Genomic DNA, 22,398 nt, shown 5'->3' on the forward strand with positions numbered 1-22,398 from the left:
TCTCACATGCCGGTCCGGGCGGACCAGATCTCCGGGAACACCACCCGGTTCATGCTGCGTTGCAGCCAGGCCAGCCCGGCGGAGCCGCCGCTGCCGACCTTGGCGCCCATGGTGCGCTGTACCGCCTTGAGGTGTTTGTAGCGCCAGTCGCCGAACTGTTCGGCGACCTCGGTCAACGCCTCGCCGAGCTGCCGCAGATGGTTGTCCGGGGTGTTGACCCGGTAGACCTCCACCCAGGCGGCTTCGACGGCCGGGTGTGGTTCGTGTTCGGTGGCGACGTCGCGGGTCAGCAGGTCGGCCGGGATGTCGTGGCCGGCGCGGACGAGCAGGGCGATGACGTCGTCCCACAGGCTCGGCGTCCGCAGCGTCTGCTCCAACCCGGCGTACACCTCGGGTTGGCGGCGGAACGGGCGGATCAGCGACGGGGTGCGGATGCCGAGGGTGAACTCCAGCTGCCGGTACATCGCCGACTGGAAACCGGAGCCCTCGCCGAGCAGGTTGCGGAACCGGTTGAAGTCGGCCGGGGTCATCCAGCGCAGCGTCTGCCAGGAGGCGTTGAGGCCTTCCAGGTGCAGGGCGGCGCGGCGCAGCGGGGCCAGCGCCTCCCACACCTGGTCGGCGCGGATCAGGCGTTGGGCGTGGCGCAACTCGTGGCGGGTCAGCCCGAAGTACAGCTCCATGATCTGGCTGACCATCAGGAACGACATCTCGCCGGGGTCGTCGCTGAGGGTGCGCTGCAGGCTGTGCAGGGTGCTGGCGTGCACGTAGGCGTCGTACGGGACCCGGTCGCCGAACTCCAGGGTCGGCTCGCCGGCGTTGGCGGCGGCGCGGGCGTCGCGTTCGTCGGCGTCCACCGGCCGGACGGCGGGCGGGCTGGCCACGTCGGTGCTGTTCACGTCGGCTGCCTCCTTCGCTGTGTCGCCCATGATTGCCCACTTGCGGTGCGTGGCTGAATACCGGATCAACGGCGGTACGGGGGCGCGACCTGCAGGTCCGTGGCTAGATTGGGGTGATCGGTTAACGAAGGGAAAGTGTCCGTGGACGAGATGGATTGGGCGCTGCTGCGCGAGTTGCAGACCGATGCCCGACTTTCCTTCAGTGAGCTGTCCCGCCGGGTGCACCTGTCACCGCCGGCGGTGGCCGAACGGGTCCGCCGGCTGGAGGAATCCGGGGTGATCGGCGGCTACCACGCCCACGTCGACCTGACCCGGGCCGGCTGGACGGTGGTCGCGCTGATCCGGATGTCCTGCTACGGGTCGCACTGCATCCTGCGGGATCCGCAGGTGCCGACCTGGCCGGAGATCCGGGAGATCCATCGGATCACCGGGGACGCCTGTTCGATGGTGAAGGTGGCGGCGGCGTCGATGGACGCCTTCGAGGACGTGATCGACCGGCTCGCCCCGTACGGTCAGCCGTCCAGCACCATGGTGCTCTCCACTCCGCTGGGCTGGCGGCCGGTCACCGCCGCCGACTGACGAATCTGGCTGGCCCACCTCTGACACACCTCGATTGAACGGAGGCAACCGTGACGACAGCACCGCAGGGGCCGTGGGTGCCGCTGGACCGGGCCCGGCACCGGACCAGCGTCAAGTGGCGGATCTATCCGCCCGACGTACTGCCGGTGTGGGTGGCGGAGATGGACGTCGAGCTGGCGGTGCCGATCGTCGACGCGATCGAGTCGGCGGTGCGGGCCGGGGATCTCGGGTACGCCACCGGGGCCGGCTACGCGGAGGCGGTCGCCGGGTTCGCGGCGGCACGTTGGGGCTGGGACGGTCTGGATCCGGCGCGCACGGCGATCGTGCCGGACGTGATGCTCGGCGCGGTCGAGATGCTGAGGCTGGTGACCGGGCCGGGCGACACCGTGGTGGTCAACCCGCCGGTGTACCCACCGTTCTACGGCTTCCTACGCAACCTGGAGCGGCGGGTGTGCGCGGCCCCGCTGGACGACGCCGGCCGGCTGGACCTCGATGTGCTGGCCGAGGCGTTCACCGCCGCCCGCGCCGGTGGCCGGAGTGCGGCGTACCTGCTGTGCAGCCCGCACAACCCGACCGGGACGGTGCACACCGCCGACGAGTTGGCCGCCGTCGCCGAACTGGCCGGCCGGTACGGCGTACGGGTGGTGGTCGACGAGATCCACGCGCCGATGACCGCGTCCGGTGTGACGTTCGTGCCGTACCTGTCGGTGCCCGGCACCGACGACGGTCTGACACTGATCTCCGGGTCGAAAGGCTGGAACCTGGCCGGGTTGAAGGCCGCCCTCGCGGTCGCCGGGCTGGCGGCCGCCGCCGACCTGGCCCGGTTGCCGGAGGAGGTCGGCCACGGGGTCAACCATCTCGGGGTGATCGCGCACACGGCGGCGTTCCGTGACGGCGGCGACTGGCTGGACACCGTACGGTCGGCGGTCGACGCCAACCGGCGGCTGCTCGCCGACCTGTTGGCGGACCACCTGCCGCAGGTCGGGTACGCACCGGGTCAGGCGACGTTCCTGGCCTGGCTGGACTGTCGTGGCCTCGGGCTCGGCGGAGATCCGGCGGCGGTGTTCCTCGACCGGGGGCGGGTGGCGCTCAGCTCGGGCGTGGACTTCGGTGCCGGCGGCGCCGGGCATGCCCGGTTGAACCTGGCCGCCGCCCCGGAGACGATCACCGAGGCGGTACGGCGGATGGCGGCGGCGGTAGCCGTCGCCTGATGTCACCAGGGCTCGGGGATGACCAGCGCGAGGCAGCGCTGGGTCCCGGGCACCGGCTGATAGCAGGCTGACGCCTCCAAGTTGACCGTCGACTCTGGTCGATTCGATTCGGTAGACGTCCACGGTGAACCGGCACGACGCCGGCCAGTGCCCGCGACGACGACGTGCCGTCGCTGGTGGGGCGCGGAGCACATAGGACTTGACGTGCTCCAACCCGCTGCCGACAGCACCGCAGCGGCAGCGCCGGTTCGGGGGCGCTCTGCCGCACCTGCTGCGTGGTGCGCGGGCTTTCCGACCTGCCGCCAGGAAACCTGGTGGTCAGCGACTACTGACCGGCATCGGCGTCGCGGCGCGGGCGGCGAACGTCGGCGTGGTGCCCAGACTCGGCCGGTCCCGGTTCGCAGGCACGGCCCTGGACGGTGAGCTGGGTCGGGCGGTCGGGCACCTGGTTGGCGGCTGCGGCCGCTGGTGCCGCCGGCACCAGCGGCACCGCCAGCAGGCTCGCCACGCCAGTGGCGAGGCGAGACGGTCAACCGGACAGGCGCCGGACACCGTGACCGACGTCGAACGTCAACGGGCGCCTGCCGCCCGGCGTGTCCACCCCCGGCGATGTGGATGTGAATGCCGGAGCAGATCGGCCACCGGACGCCAGTGCCCGGCGATCCCCGTCCCCACGAGACTTCACGCCGCGGCAGTCGATCGACACGATGCGTGGTCGGGCTCGGGCGGTGCGCCCGCGTCGCCGTGAACGTGCGCATCACCTACCGACGACGTCGGGCCGGGGTTCCGGTCGGGTGGGTTAGTTCGATACCATCGAACAAGAATCGGCGCGGCCCGGCGGGCGGTCCGCACCGCCGCAGTGGGAGGTCCGGTGCGCAGGTCAGACCGCGTCGTCGCCGACGGCGACGTACGCCAGGATCTGGTCGGCGCCCGGATGCGCCAGTTCCGCAAGGAGCAGGGGCTGACCCTGCGCGGTCTGGCCAGCCGGGCCAACCTGTCGATCGGATTCCTGTCCCAGGTCGAGCGGGGCGTCTCGTCGATCGGGCTGACCGCGCTCAACGGTGTCGCCGCCGCCCTGGACCGGCCGGTCGCCGAGTTCTTCAACGAAGAGCCGGCCGAGCCGCCGCCGGACCCGGACGCCAAGCTACCGGTGCATTTCACCCTCACCCGCGCCGACAACGGCGCCACCGAGTACGTCTCCGGTCAGCAGACCTACCGGATGCTGTCGGATCGCGGCCCCAACCTGGTGCTGGAGCCGATGCTGGTGCACATCGCGCCGGGCGGACGCCGCGACGAGGCGTACGGGCACGCCGGCGAGGAGTTCGCCTACGTGGTCAGCGGCGAGCTGCTCTACGAGGTCGACGGCGTCGAACACCGGCTCTACCCGGGCGACAGCCTGCACCTGCGGTCGAGCACCCCGCACCGGCTCTACAACGACACCGACCAGGTGACCACTGTGGTGTCGGTGGTCACTCCACGGCTGTTCTGACCGCCGCTCGCCGGTGATCGGACATCATGTTCACCACCACCTAACATTTCCGAACGGACATCAGTCCGCACGGCAGCCACCGGTCAACGGCCCAGTTTGCGGTCGACCTCGGCCATCGTGGCCGTCCAGATGGGCGCGGCCGGGTCGATCACCGAGAAGTGGTCGCCGGGCTGCTCCCGCCAGCCGGGATCGTCGCCGGCGGCCCGGGCCGCCACCACGTACCGGCGGTTGACGTCGATCAGGTCCAGGTCGTCGTCGGCGCCCTGCACGATCAGCTGCGGTACGCCGAGCGGCAGCCGCGCCATCGGATCCGAGGCGGCGTACACCTGCGGAACGGTGTCGCGACCGCCGCCGAGCGCGGCGGCGACCGCCCCGGTGCCGACCTGTCGCCGCTCCCCTTCGGCCAGATCGAGCACGCCGGCCAACGACACCGCGAGCGCCACGGCCACCGGACCGTTGTCGGCGGCCAGCCGCAGCGCCAACTGTCCGCCGGCCGAATGGCCGAACACCGCGACCCGGTCCAAATCCAGCAGACCGGCCGGCACCGCGCCGCCGGTCAGCTCCGGCAGGTCGGCCAGCACCGCCAGCCCGGTCGCCACATCGGTGGTGGTGGCCGCCCAGCCGTGCCGGTCCGGTCGGCGGTACTCCAGGTTCCACGCGGCGTAGCCCCGGTCGGCCAGGTCGATGGCGAGCGCGTCCATCAGGTCCGCCGCCCAGATCGACCGCCAGAAGCCGCCGTGCAGCAGCACCGCCACCGGCAGCGCCGCACCGCCCGGGTTCGGCGGCAGCCGCAGCTCGCCCCACTGGTCCGGGTCAGGGCCGTACGGGATCCGCGACGCCGGGCGGCGCAGCCGGTGCACCGCGTGCCGGATCGCCCAGGCAAGCCCCCACACCCCCCGGCCGTACAGGTGGACCGCGCCCGGGTCGGTCTGCTGAGGGCCGGTGACATCAAGGTCGTAGTGGACGGTGCGGGCCGCCCAGTCCTCGCCGCAGGTCAGCAGCGCCCGTACCGCCTCGTCCGGACCGGGTAGCAGCACGGCGGCACCGCCCGGGGCGAGGCCGGCGAGCTGCCGCCGCACCTCGACGGCGTCGGCGGCGGCCACGACGTCGCTGTCGACGCCGAGCGGCACGGCCTCGCGGGCGGCGAGGTCTCGCAGCAGCTCCGGATCGGCGGCCAGTCCCGGTCCGACGACGACGAGCACCCGGTCCACTGTCATCAGGTCGCCTCCCTCCGCAGCATCGGCAGCACCGCGCCGCCGAGCAACTCGACCCCACGATCGTCGGTCAACCCGTGCGGCGTGCCGAACTCGACCCGGCGCACACCTGCGTCGATCAGCGCCTGCGCCTGGGCGGCCACCTGCTCCGGGGTGCCGGAGAAGGCGAACCGGTCCAGCAGATCGTCGGGGACCAGCCGGCCCGCGTCGACGTCGCGCCCGGCCGCCACCAGCGACTTGACCCGCGCCAGCAGGTCGTCCGGGACGGTTACCGTCGGGTCGAGGTCGGCGACGACCGCCAGGTACATCGCCACTTCCGTGCGGGCCTTCGCCCGGGCTGCTTCGCCGTCGGTGTCCACCACGGTCACCGCGCCGAAGACGATGCCGATGTCGTCGACGGAGCGGCCGGCGGCGTCGGCACCGGGGCGGATCCGGTCGCGGATCACCGCGACCATGTCGGGGTTGGCGCTGCCGCCGACCTTGAGCTCGTCGGCGATCCGGCCGGCGAGGGCGGCACCGCGCGGCCCCCAGGCGCCGAGCAGCAGCGGCGGGTCCGGGCGCCGCACGGCGTACCGCAGCGTGGTGTCGGGGGCGAGCCGGAAGACCTTGCCGTCGAAGCCTGCGGTGTCGCCACGGAGCAGCCGGTAGACGACGTCGGCGGCCTCGGCTAGCACGGTGAGCGGGCGCGGCTGGTCGATGCCGACCGCGCCGAGCCAGGTGCCCCGGGCCAGCCCCAGGTAGGCCCGCCCGTGCGAGGCCAGGTCGAGGGCGGCGAGCTGCCCGGCGATCTCGTACGGCGCCATCGAGTACGGGTTCAGGCAGGCCGGGCCGAGCCGGACCCGTCGCGTGACGGCGGCCATTTCCAGCAGCGGGAAGATCGGCGGCTGGTACATCAGGTCGCCGAAGACGGTGAGCACGTCGAAGCCGTACGCCTCGGCGGCGCGGGCCAGCCGGGCGTAGTCACCGGCGCGTTTGTCGCTCTGCAGGCCGAGTCCGATTTCGACGATCACGCGAACCTCCGCAGGGATGAGAGTCGGATCAGGTCAGGTCGGCGGAGTTCATCCGCCGTTTGCAGGTCCGTTCGACCCGCATGACCAGACCCTCCTCCGGGTCGGGGCAGGCGAACAGGGTGTCGCGTTCCAGCCAGTCCCCCGGCGGCATGTCGCGCTGCTTGGCGGCCAGGAACGGCAGCACCGACGCGAGCGCGTACACGCAGAAGTGTTTGCCTTCCGGGATCTTCAGGTGGGCGCTGTCGGTCAGCTCGAAGTGGTCGCCGACGGCCATCCCGCAGACCGACCGGCCGTCGATCCGGTCCACGCTGACCCGCAGGTCGTAGACCTCCATGTCGCCGTCGCCGGTCGTGTCACCGCCGCCGGTGCCGGCAGCCTGGTCGCTCACGGTTGCTCCTTCGGGTCGATCCGGACGACGATCTTGCCGGTGGTACGCCGGTCGGCCAGGTCCGCGAGCGCGGCCGGGGTGCCGGCCAGGTCGACGACCCGGTTGACCGGGGGCCGGACCGCGCCGGTCCGGATCAGGTCGAAGATCCGCTGGTACGCCTGGGCGACCGCGTCGGGCCGGGCCCACGGATACGTCGAGCCCCAGGAGAGCCCGATCAGGCTGTGGTTGCCGGCGATCAGCCGCATCGGGTCCACCGGTGGCGGGGTGCCGCCGGCCGCGCCGACCGCGACGAGGCGGCCGTCGACGGCGAGGCAGTCCAGCGACCGGGTGAACACGTCACCGCCGACCGGGTCGACGATCACGTCGACGCCGGCACCGCCGGTGGCGTCGCGTACCGCGTCGACGAAGTCGGTGGCCAGGTAGTCGACGGCCACGTCGGCGCCGTTGTCGCGGCACAGCGTGGTCTTCGCCGGCCCGCCGGCGGTGCAGATAACCCGGGCGCCCCGGGCGCGCGCCAGCTGGGTGGCGGCGACCCCGACGCCGCCGGCTCCGGCGTGCACCAGCACCGTCTCACCAGCGTGGAGCGCGGCGCGCTCCAGGGCGAACCAGGCGGTCTGGTAGGTGACCGGGACGGCGGCGGCGACACCGTCGTCGATGTCCGCCGGACGCGGTACGGCGAGCGTCGCGTCGATGGTGACGGTGTCGCCGAGCGCCCCGTGCGGCAGCGCCGGGCAGGCCACCACGTCGACCCCGGCGAGGGCCTCGGCGCCGGCACCGGTGGCGACGACCCGGCCGGCCAGTTCGACGCCGGGGGTGAACGGCGGCCGTGGCCGGACCGGGTACTCGCCCCGGCACAGCATCACGTCGAGGAAGTTCAGTCCGACGGCGGCGACCGCGATCCGTACCTGGCCGGGGCCGGGCGGCGGGTCGTCGGGCAGGTCCGCGACGGTGAGCACCTGGTCCGGTTCGCCATACCCGGTGGCGATCAGTCGTCTCATGCCGGGCCGCCGGCAGGTGTGCGGGCCGGTTCCGCCGGGTGGCGGACCAGTTCCGAGTGGTGGTGCACGATGCGCCAACCGTCGTCGGTGCGACGCAGCACGTCGGTGACCCGGCTGTGCTGCGCCGCGCCGCCACCGGCGGGCACCGCGACCAGCACGTAGCGGGCCAGCGCGGTGTCGCCCCACACGTCGACCCGCAGCTCCTGCGGGGCGAGCCGGTCCAGCACCGGCCGGGCACCGGTGGCGTCACGCCGCGCCCGGTAGGCGTCCAGTTCGGCGCGGGTACGCAGCGGGCCGGGCAGGTGCGTCTCCCAGGTGGTCACCTCGGGGTGCAGGTGCCGGTCGAAGCCGGACCGGTCGCCGGCCAGGAACGCGGCGTACATGTCACCGATGCCGGCGGCGATCTCGGCGCTGTCCGATCCGGACATGTCGCTCCTCCTCACGTCGGTCACCGGGCGGCCCAACCCGTACGGTCGTCACGGACGATCCGGCCACCGGACATCACCCAGCGGATGCCCCGGAAAGCGGACGTGTCGGCGACCGGGTCGGCGTCCATCGCCACCAGGTCGGCGTACTTGCCGGCCTCGACGGTGCCGAGGTCGGCGTCGGCGCCGAGCCAGCGGACCGGCCCCAGCGTGCCGGCGTACAGCGCGCGGGTCGGGCCGATGCCGCCGTCGGACATGTACTCCAACTCGCGTACCGAGGCGTTGGTGCCTTCGAAATGCCAGAACGGTGGCATGTCGCTGCCGAGCAGCACCTCCACCCCGGCGGCGAGGGCCATGGCGTAGCTTTCCAGGTGTCGCGGCCCGGCACCGAGCGAGCGGCACTGCATCCACTCCGGTACGCCGAGTTCGTCGAAGAACTCCTTGCACCGGGTGACCAGCAGGGTCGGGACGAGGGCGGTGCCGAGCCGCGCCATCCGCGCGGCGACGGTCTCGGTGAGCTGGTATCCGTGTTCGACGCAGTCCAGGCCGAGTTCGACGGCTTCGCCGATGACCGGTGCCGGGCCGGCGTGGGCGGTGACCTTGCGGCCCCAGGCATGCGCGGTGTCGATGACGGCGGCCATCTCGTCGGGGAAGAGTTGCCGGGTGTGGATCGCCTCGTGCTCACCGGCGATCCCGCCGGAGATCATCACTTTGATCAGGTCGGCACCGGCTTTGATCTGACTGCGGACGCCACGCCGGAATCCGTCCGCGCCGTCGCATTCCAGCGTGTCGGTGCTTTCGTGGCCGTGCCCGCCGGTGCAGACCAGCGCCCGGCCGGCGGTGAAGATCCGTGGCCCGGTGACCCGGCCGGCGGTGATCGCCCGGCGCAGCGCGAAGTCGGCGTGGTCCTTCTCGGCGACGCAGCGCACGGTGGTCACCCCGGACAGCAGCGTCCGGCGGGCGCCGTCGGCCATGTAGAAGGCCAGCTCGTGCGGGGTCATGTTCTTGACGTTCTGCCCACCCGGGCCGGGCAACGACAGCGACAGATGGGTGTGCATGTTGGTCAGCCCGGGCGTCAGGTACGCCCCGTCGAGGTCGATCTCGGTGACGTCGGCTTCAGCCCGCGCGGCGGCGGTCACCTCGGCGGCCGGGCCGACGGCGGCGATCCGCTCGTCCCGTACCCAGACGGCGGCGTCGGCGACCGGGCCGACGCCGTCGAGGATCCGGGCGTCGACGACGGTGCAGTTGGTCAGGACGGTGTCGACCGGGTCGGGGCGGGCGGCGGCGCTCATGCCGGCGTCCGATCATCGATGATGCTCATCGGAACCTCTTTCGGTACGGGACGGGTACGCCGTAGACGTCGCGGGCGGCGGCCGGTGACACGTAGCCTTCGGCGACGTCTTCGCGGACCGCCTCGGGATCGCGGTCGCGTGGGTCGCCGTGCCCGCCGCCGCCGGCGGTGAGCAGGGTGATCCGGTCACCGGGTACGACCGGGGTCCGTTTGGTGCTGACCCGGTGCTCCCGGTCGGTGCCCGGGTGCACGATGACCTGGATCGGATCGGGCCGCGCGCCACCGTCGAGGGCCCACGGCGACGACTTCGTCTTTTTGATCACCGACAGGAACTCGCCCGGCGTGGTGAACCGGATGTCGCGGCGCAGCCCGGGTCCGCCCCGGTGTCGGCCGGCGCCGCCGGAGTCGGTGCGCGTCTCGACCCGTTCGAAGAACATCCCGGTACGGGCTTCGAGGACCTCGACCGGGGTGTTGCGGGCCTGGGTCTGGCACAGGTGGTTGGCCGGGCCGATGCCGTCGTGCCCGGGTGCGGCACCCCAGCCGACCGGGTCGTTGTTGCTGACCGCGTAGAGCTGCCCGGTGTCGGGGTGGGTGCCGACCATCATGAACCCGGGCACGTCGCCGCCGGACGAGGCGGCCAGCCGGTCCGGCATGCCCTGGGCGAGTGCCTGGTAGATCAGCTCCATCGCCACGGTGCCGGTCCACTGGGTGAAGGTGGCGGCCGGATAGACGGCGTGGAACAGGCTGCCCGGTTCGGCGACCACCCGCAGCGCGGTGAAGTGCCCGGCGTTGGTCTGCTCGGTCGGGGTGGTCAGCGCCTTGAACGCGACCCGGGCGGTGGCGATCGTCGACCCGTACGGCAGGTTGACCGGACCGGCGACGGCGGGTGACGACCCGGTGAAGTCGATGGTGCAGGTGCCGTCGGCGATGGTGACGGTGACCTGCATCCGGATCGGTTCGTCGGTGATGCCGTCGTCGTCGAGCCAGTCGACGGCGGTCCAGGAGCCCTGCGGCAGCGCGGCGAGGGCGTCGGCGGTGGAGCCTTGCGCGGCGGCGATCGCGGTGTCGACGACCGTGCTCACGGTGGCCGGGCCGAACCGCTCGATCAGCTCGATCAGCCGCCGTTCGCCGGTCCGCAGTGCCGCGACCTGGGCGTGCAGGTCACCGATGACCAGGTCGGGCATCCGCGAGTTGAAGCGGATCAGTTCGATGATCTCGTGCGCCTCCTCGCCCCGGCGGAACACTTTGGTCCCGGGGAAGATGATGCCTTCCTGGTGCATGTCGGTGGAGTCGAGCACGTATCCCGGGTCTTTGGCACCGAGGTCCATCCAGTGCGCCCGTACGCAGAGGAACCCGACCAGGGTGCCGTCGCCGGCCGGGCCGTCACCGCCGGCACCGTCCCCGGCCGGGTCAGGCAGGAACACCGGGGCGAACAGGGTGGCGTCGTAGGCGTGCGCCGCGTTCCAGTACGGGTAGTTGAGCAGCACGATGTCGCCGGGGTGCAGGTTGTCCCGGCCGACGTACTCGACGCCTTTGCGGATCGAGTAGTCGTTGGCGCCAAGGAACCGGCTCAGCCCGGTCGATTCGGCGACCAGTCGCAGCCCGGCGTCGTAGATGGAGATGCCGAAGTCGTACACCTCGTAGATGACCGGGTTGAACGCGGTGCGCACCAGCGCGGAGCGCATCTCCTCGGCGGCGGCGACCAGGTAGCTGCGCACGACTTCGGCCGCCGCGCCGTCCACTGTAGGTGCCGCTGGCCCGCCGGACCCGGCCGAAGGGCTAGCCATCGACGTCGACCCCGTAGACGTCGCGGGCGGCGGCCGGCGACACGTAGCCTTCGGCGACGTCTTCGCGGACCGCCTCGGCATCCCGCCCGCGCGGGTCGCCGTGCCCGCCGCCACCGGCGGTGAGCAGGGTGATCCGGTCACCGGGTACGACCGGGGTCCGCTTGGTGCTGACCCGGTGCTCCCGCTCGGTGCCGGGGAAGACGATCACCTGGTTCGGGTCCGGCCGGGTGCCGCCGTCGAGCGCCCACGGCGCCGACTTCGTCTTTTTGATCACCGACAGGAACTCGCCCGGGGTGACGAACCGGATGTCGCGGCGCAGCCCCACGCCGCCCCGGTGCCGGCCGGCGCCGCCGGAGTCGGTGCGCATCTCGACCCGTTCGAAGAACATCCCGGTCCGGGCTTCGAGGACCTCGATCGGGGTGATCCGGCCGGTGCTGCCGGAGACGTGGGTGGCGGCGTTCGTCCCGTCGTGGTCGCGGGTGGCGCCCCAGCCGACCGGGTCGTTGTTGCTGACCGCGAAGAGCTGCCCGGTGTCCGGGTGGATGCCGACCATCATGAACCCGGGCACGTCCCCGCCGGACGAGGCCGCCAACCGGTCCGGCATGCCCTGGGCGAGCGCCTTGAGGATCAGTTCGACGGCGACGATCCCGGTCCACAGGGTGAACGTCGGCTGCGGGTAGACGGCGTGGAACAGGCTGCCCGGCTCGGCCTTGACCCGCAGCGGCGCGATGGTGCCGGCGTTCGAGGGCTGGTCCGGCGAGGTCAACGACTTCAGGATGACCTTGCAGATCGCTCCGGTGGCCCCGTACGGCATGTTGATCGGGCCGGGCACCGCCGGTGACGAGCCGGCGAAGTCGACGGTGAAGGTGCCGTCTGCGATGGTCACGGTGACCTGCATCTTCACCGGGTCGTCGGTGATGCCGTCGTCGTCGACCCAGTCGGTGGCGGTCCACGACCCCTGCGGCAGCGCGGCCAGGGCGGCCCGGCTGCGCGCCTCGCCGTCGGCGATGATCGCCTCGACGGCGGCGTCCACGGTGGGCCGGCCGAACTTGGCCAGGATCTCCAGGAACCGCCGCTCGCCGGTGCGCAGCGCGGCGATCTGGGCGTGCAGGTCGCCGAGCACCTCGGCCGGCATCCGCGAGTTGAACCGGATCAGTTCGTGGATCTCGTGCACCGGCTCACCCCGCGACACCACCTTCGTGCCGGGGAAGATCAGCCCCTCCTGGTGCATGTCGGTGGAGTCGAGCACGTACCCCGGGTCCTTGGCGCCGAGGTCCATCCAGTGCGCCCGCACACAGAGGAACCCGACCAGGGTGCCATCGCCCTCCGGATCGGCCTCATCGGGCTGAAAGACCGGCGCGAACAGGGTGGCGTCCGAGGCGTGCGCCGCGTTCCAGTACGGGTAGTTCAGCAGCACGACGTCGCCGGAGTGCAGGTTCTCCCGGCCGACGTAGTCGACCCCTTTGGCGAGCGAGAAATCGTTGGCGCCGAGGAAGAAGGTCAACCCGGTCGCTTCGGCGATCAGCCGCAGGTCGGCGTCGTACATCGACATGCCGAAGTCGTGCACCTCGTAGATCACCGGGTTGAACGAGGTACGGATCAACGTGGCCCGCATCTCCTCGGCGGCGGAGATCAGGTAGCTGCGGACCACTTCGGTGGTCGCGCCGTCCAGAGTGCTCACTTCGCCTCCTCCAGGGTGACCAGCAGGTAGCCGTGCGGGTCGACCTCGACGCGCTGCCCGCTGGGCACCACAGTGGTCGAGGTGCCCTCGTCGACCAGGGCCGGCCCGGCGAACCGGTCCCCCGGGGCCAGCTTCGACCGGTCGTAGACGGCGAACGACGCCACCTCGCGGGTGCCGAAGTCGAAGGCGTCGCGGTGGCCGAGCAGTGCCCGCGTCGGGTCGCCGTCGCGCGTCGGGTCGCCGTCGCCGGCCGCCGGACGGACCAGCTCCGGGCGGGTGGTCCGGCCGATGCCGCGTACCCGCAGGTTGAGGATCTGCAGCCGGTTGCTCATCGCGTGGCCGTACCGGGTGCGGTGCAGTTCGGTAAAGGCGGCGCGGATCGCGTCGCGGTCCAAGTCGGTGCCGATCGTGACGATCAGGCTGTGTTCCTGGCCGAGGTAGCGCAGCTCCAGTTGGCGTTCCAGCACCGCCGAGGCGGCGTCCACACCTTGCTCCACCAGGGAGCCGACCGCTTCGGCTTCGACCTCGGCGAACGTCGACTCCAGCACGGCCAGGTCGACGCTGCCCTCCGGCGCGTCGGCGTCCAGGGTGGCCAGCACCGTACGGGAGAAGTCGTCGACGATGTCGGCCGACAGCATCCCCCAGGCGGAGAAGCCGGACGGGGCGAACGGCACGACGACCTCCCGAATCCCCATCTCGCGGGCCAGCAGCGGGGCCAGCAGCGGCCCGGCGCCACCGAAGGCCAGCAGCGAGAACACCCGGGGGTCGTGGCCACGTTCCACGGTGATCTGGCGGACCGCGCCGACGGTCCGGGCCAGTAGTACGTCGTAGACGCCGGCTGCGGCCGCCGTCGGGGTCAGTCCCAGCGGGGCGGCGATCTGCTCGTCGAGGGCGGCCCGCGCCGCCGCGGCCTGCAACCCCATGGTGCCGGCCAAGAAGCGGTCCGGGTCGACGTAGCCGAGCACCACCGAGGCGTCGGTGACGGTCGGCCGCTGCCCGCCCCGGCCGTAGCAGACCGGACCCGGATCGGCGCCCGCACTCTGCGGACCCACCTTGAGCAGCCCCCGGTCCAGCCAGGCGATCGAGCCGCCGCCGGCACCGATGGTGCGGATGTCGTACGTCGGGATCAGCAGCGGGAAGTGCTCCAGCTGCGCCTCGTAGGCGGCGACCGGGCTGCCGCGTTCGATCACGCAGGCGTCCAACGACGTACCGCCGATGTCGAAGGTCAACAGGTTGTCCCGGCCCAACGCGCCGGCCAGGTAGGCGGCGCCGACGATGCCGCCGGCCGGGCCGGACAGCACGGTGTGCGTCGGCGACGTCTTGGCCATCGCCGAGGTCATCGACCCGCCGCCGGAGCGCATGATCAGGAACCGGCCGGTGAAGCCCCGGGCGGCCAGCCCGGACTCCAGCTCGTCGACGTAGCGTTCGAAGATCGGCCGGATGTAGGCCTCCAGCACGGTGGTGCTGGTCCGCTCGTACTCGCGGTGCTCCCGCACGATGTCCGTCGACACCGAGACGCTGACCTGCGGGTACGCCTCGCGGATGAGCGCGGCGGCGGCGCGCTCGTGGCGCGGGTCGACGTGCGAGTGCAGGAAGCAGACCGCGATCGAACCGACACCTTGGCCTTCGACCAGGGTACGGGCGGCGGCCCGGACGCTGTCCGGGTCCAGCTCGGTCACCACCCGGCCCCGGTAGTCGAGCCGGCCGGTGACCCCGGCCGTGTACCGGCGTTTGACCAGGCTCTCCGGCCGCTCGTATTGGAAGTCGTACATGTGGTCGGCGGGCACGTTGCCCCGGCCGAGCAGAAAGATGTCCCGGAAACCCTCGTTGGTGATGATCCCGGTGGCCCCGCCCCGGCGTTCCAGTACGGCGTTGAGCCCGAGCGTGGTGCCGTGAATGAACAACTCCACCTGCGACAGGTCGGTGCCGAGCGCGGTCACCGCGTCCAGCACGCCCTCCCACGGGCGGGCCGGGGTGGTCGACGCCTTACGGAACCGGACCTGGTTGGTGCGGGTGTCGAGTTCCATCGCGTCGACGAAGGTGCCGCCGATGTCGACAGCGAGCCGGATGTGGGGTGCGGACATCGTCGTGGGGTCACCTTTCGGAAGCGGTGGCGTCCGTCGACGCCGACGCGGTGGTCGGGACGGTCAGCAGGTCGGGGATCTCCGGTGCCCGCCAGCAGGCCGCCCGGCTGGGCCCGTACGGCCGCAGGTGCTGGTGCTCGCTGCGGCAGCGGTCGGTGGCGAACGGGCAGCGGGCGGCGAGCGGGCAGCCGGCCTCGGCGTCGGCCTCCTCCAGGTCGGTGAGCAGCTCGACCCGGCCGCCGCCGAAGCCGGCCCCGAGGCTCGGCGCGCTGGACAGCAACGCCCGCGTGTACGGGTGCGCCGGACGGGTGAAGACCTCGTCTACCGGGCCTTCCTCGACGATCCGGCCCAGGTAGAGCACGATCACCCGGTCGGCGAACCCGCGTACCGTGGCCAGGTCGTGGGAGATGAAGATCGAGCCCCGGTCGCGGTCGGCGGCGACGTCGCGGATCACCTCCAGGATCTGTGCCTGCACGGTGACGTCCAACGCCGACGTCGGCTCGTCGAACACGATCAGGTCGGGGTCGCCGACCAGGGCGCGGGCGATGCCGACCCGCTGGGCCTGGCCGCCGGAGAGTTCGTGCGGGCGGCGGGCCAGGATCGACCGGTCCAGGCCCATCCGGTCCAGCACCGTGCCGACCCGCTCGGCCCGCTCGTCGGCCGGTACGCCGAGGGCCCGCAACGGTTCGCCGATGGCGTCGGCGACGCTGCGGCGCGGGCTGAGTGAGCCGAACGGGTCCTGGAACACCATCTGGGCGCGGGTCCGCAGGGTGCGCAGCGCCCGGCCGCGCAGGTCGGCCATCCGGGCGCCGCCGATCTCCACGGTGCCGTCGGCCGGCTCGACCAGTCCCAGGATCAGTTTGGCCAGGGTCGACTTGCCGCAGCCGCTCTCCCCGACGACGCCGAGGGTCTCGCCGGCGGCCACGGTCAGGTCGACGCCGCGCAACGCGTGGTGTCCGCCGCGCCCGAACCGGCTGCGGTAGACCACGTGGGCGTCGGCGATCCGCAGCACCGTCCGGTCGGCGGCGGCGGTCGGCTCCGCGTCGCCGGTCGTCGTGCCGCCGGTCGACGTGCCGGTCGACGTGCCGACAGTCGTCGAGGTGCCGGCGGTCAGCGGCCCGGTCTGCGGGTGGAAGCAGGCCAGCGTCCAGCCGGCGCTGCCAGCACCGAAGCCGGCGGCGGTGCTGTCCGACACGGCGGCCGGCCCGGCCCCGGTCGGCGGGCGCAGCGTGGCGCAGTGGTCGGTGGCGTGCGCGCAGCGCGTCACGAACGGGCAGCTCGTCGGCGGCCGCGTCAGCAACGGCATGCCGCCAGCGGTGGCCCGGACCGGCCGGCCGTCGACGTCGGGCACCGAGGCGAGCAACGCCCGGGTGTACGGGTGGGCCGGCGCGCGCAGCACCGTGGCCACCGGCCCGCTCTCCACGACGGTGCCGGCGTAGAGCACCACCACCCGGTCGCAGACCTCGGCGATCGAGGCCAGGTCGTGTGAGATCAGCAGTACCCCGCGCCGGTCGGTGTCGGCGGCGTGGCGGAACTGCCGCAGGATCTCCCGGGCCAGGGTGACGTCCAGGCCGGTGGTGGGTTCGTCGGCGATCAGCAGGCCGGGCGCGCAGCCGGTGGCCAGCGAGATCATCACCCGCTGCGCCATCCCGCCGGACAGCTCGTGCGGGTACGCCGCCAGCCGTCGCTGCGGGCTGCGGATGCCGACGGCCGCGAAGAGTTCCTGGGCGGTCTCGCGGGCCTGCTGGCGGGTCACGCCCTGATGGGTGACGAGCCGGTCGGCCAACTGTCGACCGACGGTACGGGTGGGGCTGAGCGCGCCGCGCGGGTTCTGGAAGCAGATCGCCGCGCCGTGGCCCCGGTGGCGGCGCAGCTGCTCCGGTCCGAGCCGCAGCACGTCGACGGACTCACCATCGCCCGGACCAGCGGGACTGTCGCCGCCGTGGAAGCGGACCCGGCCGGTGGCCCGCGCGCCGCCGGGCAGCAGCCCGACGATGGAGCGGGCCACCATGGACTTGCCGCCGCCGCTCTCGCCGACCAGGCCGACCACCTCGCCCCGGTCGACGTGCAGGCTGACGTCGCTGAGCGCGGCCACCTGCCGGCCGGGCCGGCGGATCAGCACCGACAGGTTCTCGATGGCGAGCAGTTCGCGGGTCGTCGTCGGGTCCATCGCGCTCACCGCCGTTTCGCTTCGGCGCGTTCCTGCAGGCCTTCGCCGAGCAGGCTGAACCCGAACACGCTGACCAGCAGGAACAATCCGGGCGGTACGGAGGTCCACCAGCGGCCGGCGACCACGTCCGGTGAGCCGAGGCTGATCATCGATCCCCATTCGGCGGTCGGGACCGCGATGCCCAGCCCGAGGAAGGACAGCCCGGCCAGGGTCAGCATCGCCCAGCCGCAGCCCAGCGGGGCGATCACCCGTACCGGGGTGAGGCTGTTCGGCAGGACGTGCCGCCAGAGCACCCCGACCGGTGACGCGCCGGAGGTGACGGCGGCGTCGATGAACGGCAGTTCGCGGACCGAGCGGACCTCGGCGCGCACCAGTCGGGCGTAGCCGGGGGCGTTGACCAGGGCGATGGTGAGGATCAGGTTGACCGTGCCGCCGCCGAGCAGGGCCGCCACGGCCAGGGCGAGGATGAACGTGGGGAACGCCTGGAAGATGTCGAGCAGCCGCATCAGCAGGTCGTCGATCCAGCCGCCGAAGTAGCCGGCGACCAGCCCCAGGGTGGTGCCGACGATCACGGCGAGGGCGACGGCGGCGACCGCGATGCCCAGGTCGAGCCGGCCGGCGTGCAGCACCCGGCTCCACACGTCCATCCCGTTGATGTCGGTGCCGAGCAGGTGGCTGCCGCCGGGTGGTAGCAGCGTGCCGGCGGGGTCGATCTCCTCCGGGCCCCACGACGACAGCAGCGGGGCGGCCAGCGCGGCGAGCGCCACCACGGCCAGGATCGTCGCGCCGACGGCGATCAGCACGGTGGCGAACCGGCCGCCCCGGGCGGTGCCGGCGGCCACCACCGGGGCGGCGTCGTCGGCGCCGTCGCCTGGTCCGCCGGCCGCGCGCAGGTCAACCATCAGATCTTCACTCTCGGGTCGAGGATCGCGTGCACGACGTCGGCGATCAGGAAGACGAGGACGTAGCAGACCGCGATGAGCAGCACGCTGGCCTGCACCACCGGGAAGTCGCGGTAGAGCAGCCCGCGTAGCGCCCACTGGCCGAAGCCCTGCCACGAGTAGACGTACTCGATCAGCACGGTGGAGCCGATCGCGGTGCCGAACACCAGCGCGGCCAGCGACGGCAGCCGTACCAGGGTGGCTCGGATCAGGTAGCCACGGCGCAGCAGCCGGTCGCGCAGCCCGTGCGCGGCGGCGGCGGTGTACGCCTCGGAGTGCAGCACCTCCAGGGCGGAGGCGCGGACGCTGCGCAGCAGCGGCGCGACGACCACGATCGCCAGGGTGGCCACCGGCAGCGCCAGGTGCCCGAGCGCGGAGGTGAACGCCGGCCCGTTGGCGGTCAGCGCGGCGTCGATCAGTTCGGCGCCGGTGATCGGGGTGAGGTTGGTGTCCGGGTCGACCCGGCCGCTGGGGGCCGGGAACCAGCCGAGCACGCTGTAGCCGACCAGGACCAGCACCAGTCCGAGCCAGAACTCCGGCACCGAGTTGCCGATCAGGGCCAGCACCCGGATGCCGTGGTCGGCGGCCCGGTCGGCGCGGCGCGCCGACCAGATGCCGCCGACCACGGCGACGAGCACCGCGACGGTGACCGCCAGCACCACCAGTTGCAGGGTGGGGCCGACCCGCAGGGCCAGTTCACCGGCGACCGCGTTGCCGCTCTGGATCGAGGTGCCGAGATCGCCGGTGACCAGACCGCCCAGGTAGTCCAGGAACTGCTTCCACAGCGGCTGGTCCAGCCCGTAGCGGGCACGCGCCGCCGCGGCCTCCACCTCAGTGGCGTTGGGGCCGAGGATGGTCCGGATCGGGTCCCCGGGCAGGACCCGGACCAGGACGAAGGTCGCGACGATCACGCCGAGCAGCACCGGGACGAGCTGCAGCAGCCGGCGGGCGACGAAACGGGCGATGCGCATGGGCGCTGGTTGCCGCCGGCGGTCAGGCCGAGGCGCTCAGGTACCGCAGCCGGGCCAGCCCGTCCATGGGCTGGACCCAGCCGGTGACCTGATCGCGGACCGGCAGGTTGAAGTTGGGCTGGCAGAGGATCACCCAGGGCACGTCGGCGGCGAGGATCTCCTGGACCCGCAGCCACAGCGCGTTGCGTTCGTTGGCGTCGACGATGGTGTGCGACCGCTCGTAGATCTCCTCGAGCTCCGGGTTGACGTAGTTGGAGTAGTTGAGGTTGGCGCCCTCGACGAAGCTGGTGGCCAGCATGTACTCGACGTCGTTGACCCACAGCTGGCCGGAGGTGATCTGCAGCGGGATGTTCTTCTGCTGCCGGCGCTCGGCCAGGGTGGCCGGGTCCAGCGGGGTCAGTTCCAGTTCGATGCCGACCTTGCGGGCCTCGCTCTGGACCAGTACGGCGATCTGCTGCTGGGTGTCGTTGTCGGTGGCGTACACCAGCTCGGAGGTGATCTGGCCGACCCCGGCGGCGGCGAGCGCGGCGCGGGCGGCGTCCGGGTCGTAGCCGTACGGGTACCCGCGCTCGTCGTAGCCGGGCATGTCCAGCGGCACCAGGCTCTTCGTCGGGCGGGCGTCGCCGCCGTACACGTTGGCGATGATCTGCTCGTACGGCACCGCCTGGGCGAGGGCCTTACGGACGTCGACGTTGTCGAACGGCGCGGTGGTCACCGACATCTGGATGGCGACCTGTTCGTTGCTGGCCGCCGAGATGACCGTGATGCCGTCCGCGTTCTTGAGATCGGCGATGTCGCGTTGGCTGATGCCCAGCGCCACGTCGATGTCGCCGGCCTGCAGTTGCAGTCGCTGGTTGGCGGCGGCCGGCACCACCGAGATCCGGATGGTCTTGGTCTGCGCCGGGTCCGGGCCGGGGTAGTTCTCGTTGGCGGTGAGCACGATCTCCTGGCCCTGCACGGCCCGTTCGACGTTGAAGTAGCCGCCGGTGGGGGCGTTGTTGGCGAACCATTCGGCGGCCCACGGGTCGGCGTCGGTGGCGTGCTGCTTGGCTTCTTCCGAGTCGAACACGTACAGCGAGATGGCCTGGATCTGCCGGGTCAGCGCGCTCGGGAAGGCCTGGGTGAACTCGACCGTGTAGTCGTCGACCACGCGTACCTGGTCGGGCTCGGTCAGTCCGATGGTCCGGTAGATGCCGGCGACGTTGGCCTGGGCGGCGAACGCCCGGTCCTTGGACCATTTGACGTCGGCGGCGGTCATCTCGTTGCCACTGGCGAAGGTGACCCCTTGGCGCAGCTTGAGGGTCCAGACCGTCTGGTCGGCGTTGGGCTCGAACGACTCGGCGAAGGTGGCGACGATGTTCTCGGTGTCGAGGATGCGGGAGCCGTCGGCTTCGGTCACCCCGTAGTCGATCATGTACGGGAAGACGTTCTTGTACAGCATCAGGGCGACCGGGTCGAAGCCCACGAAGTCCTGGTCCCAGCTGCTGAGGTAGCTGGAGACGGCGATCCGGAGGGTGTCCGAGCCGGTGCCGGGCGAGGCGTCGTCGGAGCCGTCGGTACGCGAGCCGGAGGCGCACGCGCCGGTGGCGAACAGCAGTGCGCCGATGCCGCCGAGCTGGAGCACCGACCGGCGGGAGATAGCGGACGAGGCGGTGCCGCCTCGCGGAGAGGTACCAGCCATGGGAGAAGTCCTCCGTCGTGAACGGCGAGGGTGACCTGATGTGTGTGGCGTGGAGTGGGTGGCAGATCCCACGTCGGGCGGCAGGTCGGCTGACCCAGCCACCTCCGTGTTCTATCAGGCTGAACGTTTGTGAACAAGAGGTGAAACTCGTTCACGCGCATATTCCCGCAAGTGGAGATGCGATAGAACCGAAAGGAGGAGAGACCCGAGGCCGAGTTGTTCACAGATTTTCACACAATTGATACACAACCGAGAGCACCGCACCGGCGGCCTGGCCGACGTGACGGCACAGCGGCGCTACGGGCCGGCCGCCGCCGAGGCCCGCCGACGTCCCGCCGGTCGCCGACCGGACCTGCCTCGCTGGCGGCCACCCGGCCACCCGGCCACGGTCACCACCCGTGATCGACAAAAATTGATGAGCGGCCTATGCTCCCGACTGACCTCTGGTAGCGCTCCCACCGTCCGACGCCGGAGGCGCACCGATAGGAGGTAGTGTCATGCGCTCCATTGCGGGCGTTCTCGTCGGAGTGGCCGCGCTGGTGCTGGTCGCCGGATGCACCACACCGCCCGGCCGCGACACGGTCGGCCCATCCGCCGCCGCGCCCACGCCCAGCCAGTCGCCCATCCAGGTCAACGTCGCCGACGCGCTCGCGGTCGCCCAGCAGGAATTCAGCCTGATCGCCGGCGGCGACTGGACCGGGGCCTGGCAGCTCTGGACCGAAGAGGCCCAGAAGTCGGTGCCCGAGGAGGTCTTCGTCGACGCGAACGAGACCTGCCCGGTCCAGCCAGGGGTGGAGTTCGAACTCCAAGAGGTGACGCCGGTCAGCGAGACCGCGGTCGACCTCACCTGGCGACGGGACGACCGGGTCGGCAACAGCTCGCTGCGGCTGGAAGACGACACCTGGCGGTTCGACCCAGGCGGCGGCATGCTCGTCGAGTACGCCTCCGGCGCCGACGAGACTATCGAGGCGCGTCGCGCCGCCGGCGACTGCCCGTCCTGACCTTGAAGGCGGTTACCCGGCCCGGAGGCAACGGACCCTGACCGTGCTCCGGGCCGGCCAACCTGTCGCGGCTCACCGCCCTCAGCGGCGCCGCTTGTTCCGGTGCAGTGCGTCCCCCGCCTGCCGCAGCAGCTTCGAGGTACGCGACGACGGGCCCCTGCGGGACTCCACCACCGAGCTGAGCTTGCGCGCCCCGGCCGCCGCCAGCGGCACAGCGACCGCGACGACCGCCCAGCGCTTGATCATCCTACCGACCATGGTCGCCTCCTTCGGTCCGGCGTCGACACCCGGCACGTCGCGCCGGCATCGACCTGGCTGGTGCCGTGTCGACGGGTCCGGCGCGTGCTGTCGGCAGACACATACCCAGCAGCCCGCTCCGCTAAGCCTGGCCCGGACCCGATCCGCCGCCGGGTCGGCCGGGGTGGTGCGGAAAGGACAGGATTTCGCCGTGTCGGGCTGGTTCTGTCGACGGCGCAGGTGCGCGGTGGCGGTGGCCGTGGCGGTCAGCTCGGGTGCGTAGCCGGGCGGCAGGTGCGCCTGGATGATGACCGGCGGTCGCCCGAACGCCCCGGGTGAGCCGG

Annotated in this window: 20 protein-coding genes; 4 read left to right on the plus strand and 16 right to left on the minus strand. The window is 72.1% G+C overall.

What is annotated here, in order from left to right; translation table 11 throughout:
• Positions 1-2: 2 nt before the first annotated feature.
• Positions 3-896: a tryptophan 2,3-dioxygenase family protein gene (locus O7632_RS21710; protein ID WP_278116774.1), complete on the minus strand. Its 894-nt coding sequence runs from the start codon at positions 894-896 to the stop codon at positions 3-5.
• A gap of 141 nt (positions 897-1,037) precedes the next feature.
• On the opposite strand from O7632_RS21710, the gene O7632_RS21715 reads away from it, so the two are divergent.
• Positions 1,038-1,475, plus strand: a complete 438-nt coding sequence (locus O7632_RS21715; protein ID WP_278116775.1) for an Lrp/AsnC family transcriptional regulator — start codon at positions 1,038-1,040, stop codon at positions 1,473-1,475.
• Between the two features lie 50 nt (positions 1,476-1,525).
• A complete protein-coding gene (locus tag O7632_RS21720; RefSeq protein WP_278116776.1) occupies positions 1,526-2,686 on the plus strand; it encodes an aminotransferase class I/II-fold pyridoxal phosphate-dependent enzyme in 1,161 nt (386 codons plus the stop codon).
• Positions 2,687-3,011: 325 nt separating this feature from the next.
• On the opposite strand, the gene O7632_RS21725 is transcribed toward O7632_RS21720, so the two are convergent.
• Positions 3,012-3,194 (minus strand): hypothetical protein, encoded by a 183-nt coding sequence (locus O7632_RS21725; protein ID WP_278116777.1) that lies wholly within the window; start codon positions 3,192-3,194, stop codon positions 3,012-3,014.
• Positions 3,195-3,557: 363 nt separating this feature from the next.
• Here O7632_RS21725 and O7632_RS21730 point away from each other — a divergent pair, with 363 nt between their 5' ends.
• Positions 3,558-4,175 (plus strand): cupin domain-containing protein, encoded by a 618-nt coding sequence (locus tag O7632_RS21730; RefSeq protein ID WP_278116778.1) that lies wholly within the window; start codon positions 3,558-3,560, stop codon positions 4,173-4,175.
• Between the two features lie 83 nt (positions 4,176-4,258).
• On the opposite strand, the gene O7632_RS21735 is transcribed toward O7632_RS21730, so the two are convergent.
• From O7632_RS21735 to O7632_RS21795, 13 genes are read right to left on the minus strand one after another with little or no spacing between them, the layout of a single operon-like run.
• The gene (locus tag O7632_RS21735) at positions 4,259-5,392 is read right to left on the minus strand and encodes an alpha/beta hydrolase (protein ID WP_278116779.1); all 1,134 of its coding nucleotides are present in this window, start codon (positions 5,390-5,392) and stop codon (positions 4,259-4,261) included.
• Positions 5,392-6,399 (minus strand): LLM class flavin-dependent oxidoreductase, encoded by a 1,008-nt coding sequence (locus tag O7632_RS21740; protein WP_278116780.1) that lies wholly within the window; start codon positions 6,397-6,399, stop codon positions 5,392-5,394. The genes O7632_RS21735 and O7632_RS21740 overlap by 1 nt, the downstream gene beginning before the upstream one ends.
• Before the next feature lie 28 nt (positions 6,400-6,427).
• Entirely contained in the window at positions 6,428-6,787 is a 360-nt protein-coding gene (locus O7632_RS21745) for a TIGR04076 family protein (protein ID WP_278116781.1), read from the minus strand.
• On the minus strand, positions 6,784-7,785 hold the full coding sequence (locus O7632_RS21750; protein WP_278116782.1) for an NADPH:quinone oxidoreductase family protein: 1,002 nt from the start codon (positions 7,783-7,785) through the stop codon (positions 6,784-6,786). The genes O7632_RS21745 and O7632_RS21750 overlap by 4 nt, the downstream gene beginning before the upstream one ends.
• On the minus strand, positions 7,782-8,213 hold the full coding sequence (locus O7632_RS21755) for a nuclear transport factor 2 family protein (protein ID WP_278116783.1): 432 nt from the start codon (positions 8,211-8,213) through the stop codon (positions 7,782-7,784). The genes O7632_RS21750 and O7632_RS21755 overlap by 4 nt, the downstream gene beginning before the upstream one ends.
• 20 nt (positions 8,214-8,233) lie before the next feature.
• Positions 8,234-9,502, minus strand: a complete 1,269-nt coding sequence (locus O7632_RS21760) for an amidohydrolase family protein (RefSeq protein ID WP_278116784.1) — start codon at positions 9,500-9,502, stop codon at positions 8,234-8,236.
• Positions 9,503-9,527: 25 nt separating this feature from the next.
• Positions 9,528-11,288, minus strand: coding sequence for a hydantoinase B/oxoprolinase family protein (locus O7632_RS21765; RefSeq protein ID WP_278116785.1), 1,761 nt, complete (start codon positions 11,286-11,288; stop codon positions 9,528-9,530).
• On the minus strand, positions 11,281-12,969 hold the full coding sequence (locus O7632_RS21770) for a hydantoinase B/oxoprolinase family protein (RefSeq protein WP_278116786.1): 1,689 nt from the start codon (positions 12,967-12,969) through the stop codon (positions 11,281-11,283). The genes O7632_RS21765 and O7632_RS21770 overlap by 8 nt, the downstream gene beginning before the upstream one ends.
• Entirely contained in the window at positions 12,966-15,053 is a 2,088-nt protein-coding gene (locus tag O7632_RS21775) for a hydantoinase/oxoprolinase family protein (protein ID WP_278116787.1), read from the minus strand. The genes O7632_RS21770 and O7632_RS21775 overlap by 4 nt, the downstream gene beginning before the upstream one ends.
• A gap of 10 nt (positions 15,054-15,063) precedes the next feature.
• Positions 15,064-17,223 carry an ABC transporter ATP-binding protein gene (locus O7632_RS21780; protein WP_278116788.1) on the minus strand — a complete coding sequence of 720 codons (2,160 nt, stop codon included), beginning with the start codon at positions 17,221-17,223 and terminating at the stop codon, positions 15,064-15,066.
• A 5-nt stretch (positions 17,224-17,228) separates the two neighbouring features.
• Positions 17,229-18,125 (minus strand): ABC transporter permease, encoded by an 897-nt coding sequence (locus O7632_RS21785; RefSeq protein WP_278116789.1) that lies wholly within the window; start codon positions 18,123-18,125, stop codon positions 17,229-17,231.
• A complete protein-coding gene (locus tag O7632_RS21790) occupies positions 18,125-19,135 on the minus strand; it encodes an ABC transporter permease (RefSeq protein ID WP_278116790.1) in 1,011 nt (336 codons plus the stop codon). Before O7632_RS21790 ends, O7632_RS21785 begins: the two co-directional genes overlap by 1 nt.
• A gap of 22 nt (positions 19,136-19,157) precedes the next feature.
• A complete protein-coding gene (locus O7632_RS21795) occupies positions 19,158-20,816 on the minus strand; it encodes an ABC transporter substrate-binding protein (RefSeq protein WP_278116791.1) in 1,659 nt (552 codons plus the stop codon).
• 497 nt (positions 20,817-21,313) lie between these two features.
• Between O7632_RS21795 and O7632_RS21800 the strand changes: the two genes are divergently transcribed.
• A complete protein-coding gene (locus O7632_RS21800; protein ID WP_278116792.1) occupies positions 21,314-21,817 on the plus strand; it encodes a hypothetical protein in 504 nt (167 codons plus the stop codon).
• A gap of 81 nt (positions 21,818-21,898) precedes the next feature.
• Here O7632_RS21800 and O7632_RS21805 read toward each other — a convergent pair whose 3' ends face one another.
• The gene (locus O7632_RS21805) at positions 21,899-22,075 is read right to left on the minus strand and encodes a hypothetical protein (RefSeq protein WP_278116793.1); all 177 of its coding nucleotides are present in this window, start codon (positions 22,073-22,075) and stop codon (positions 21,899-21,901) included.
• Between the last annotated feature and the right edge of the window lie 323 nt (positions 22,076-22,398).

Source organism: Solwaraspora sp. WMMD406 (assembly GCF_029626025.1).
Lineage (GTDB): Bacteria > Actinomycetota > Actinomycetes > Mycobacteriales > Micromonosporaceae > Micromonospora_E.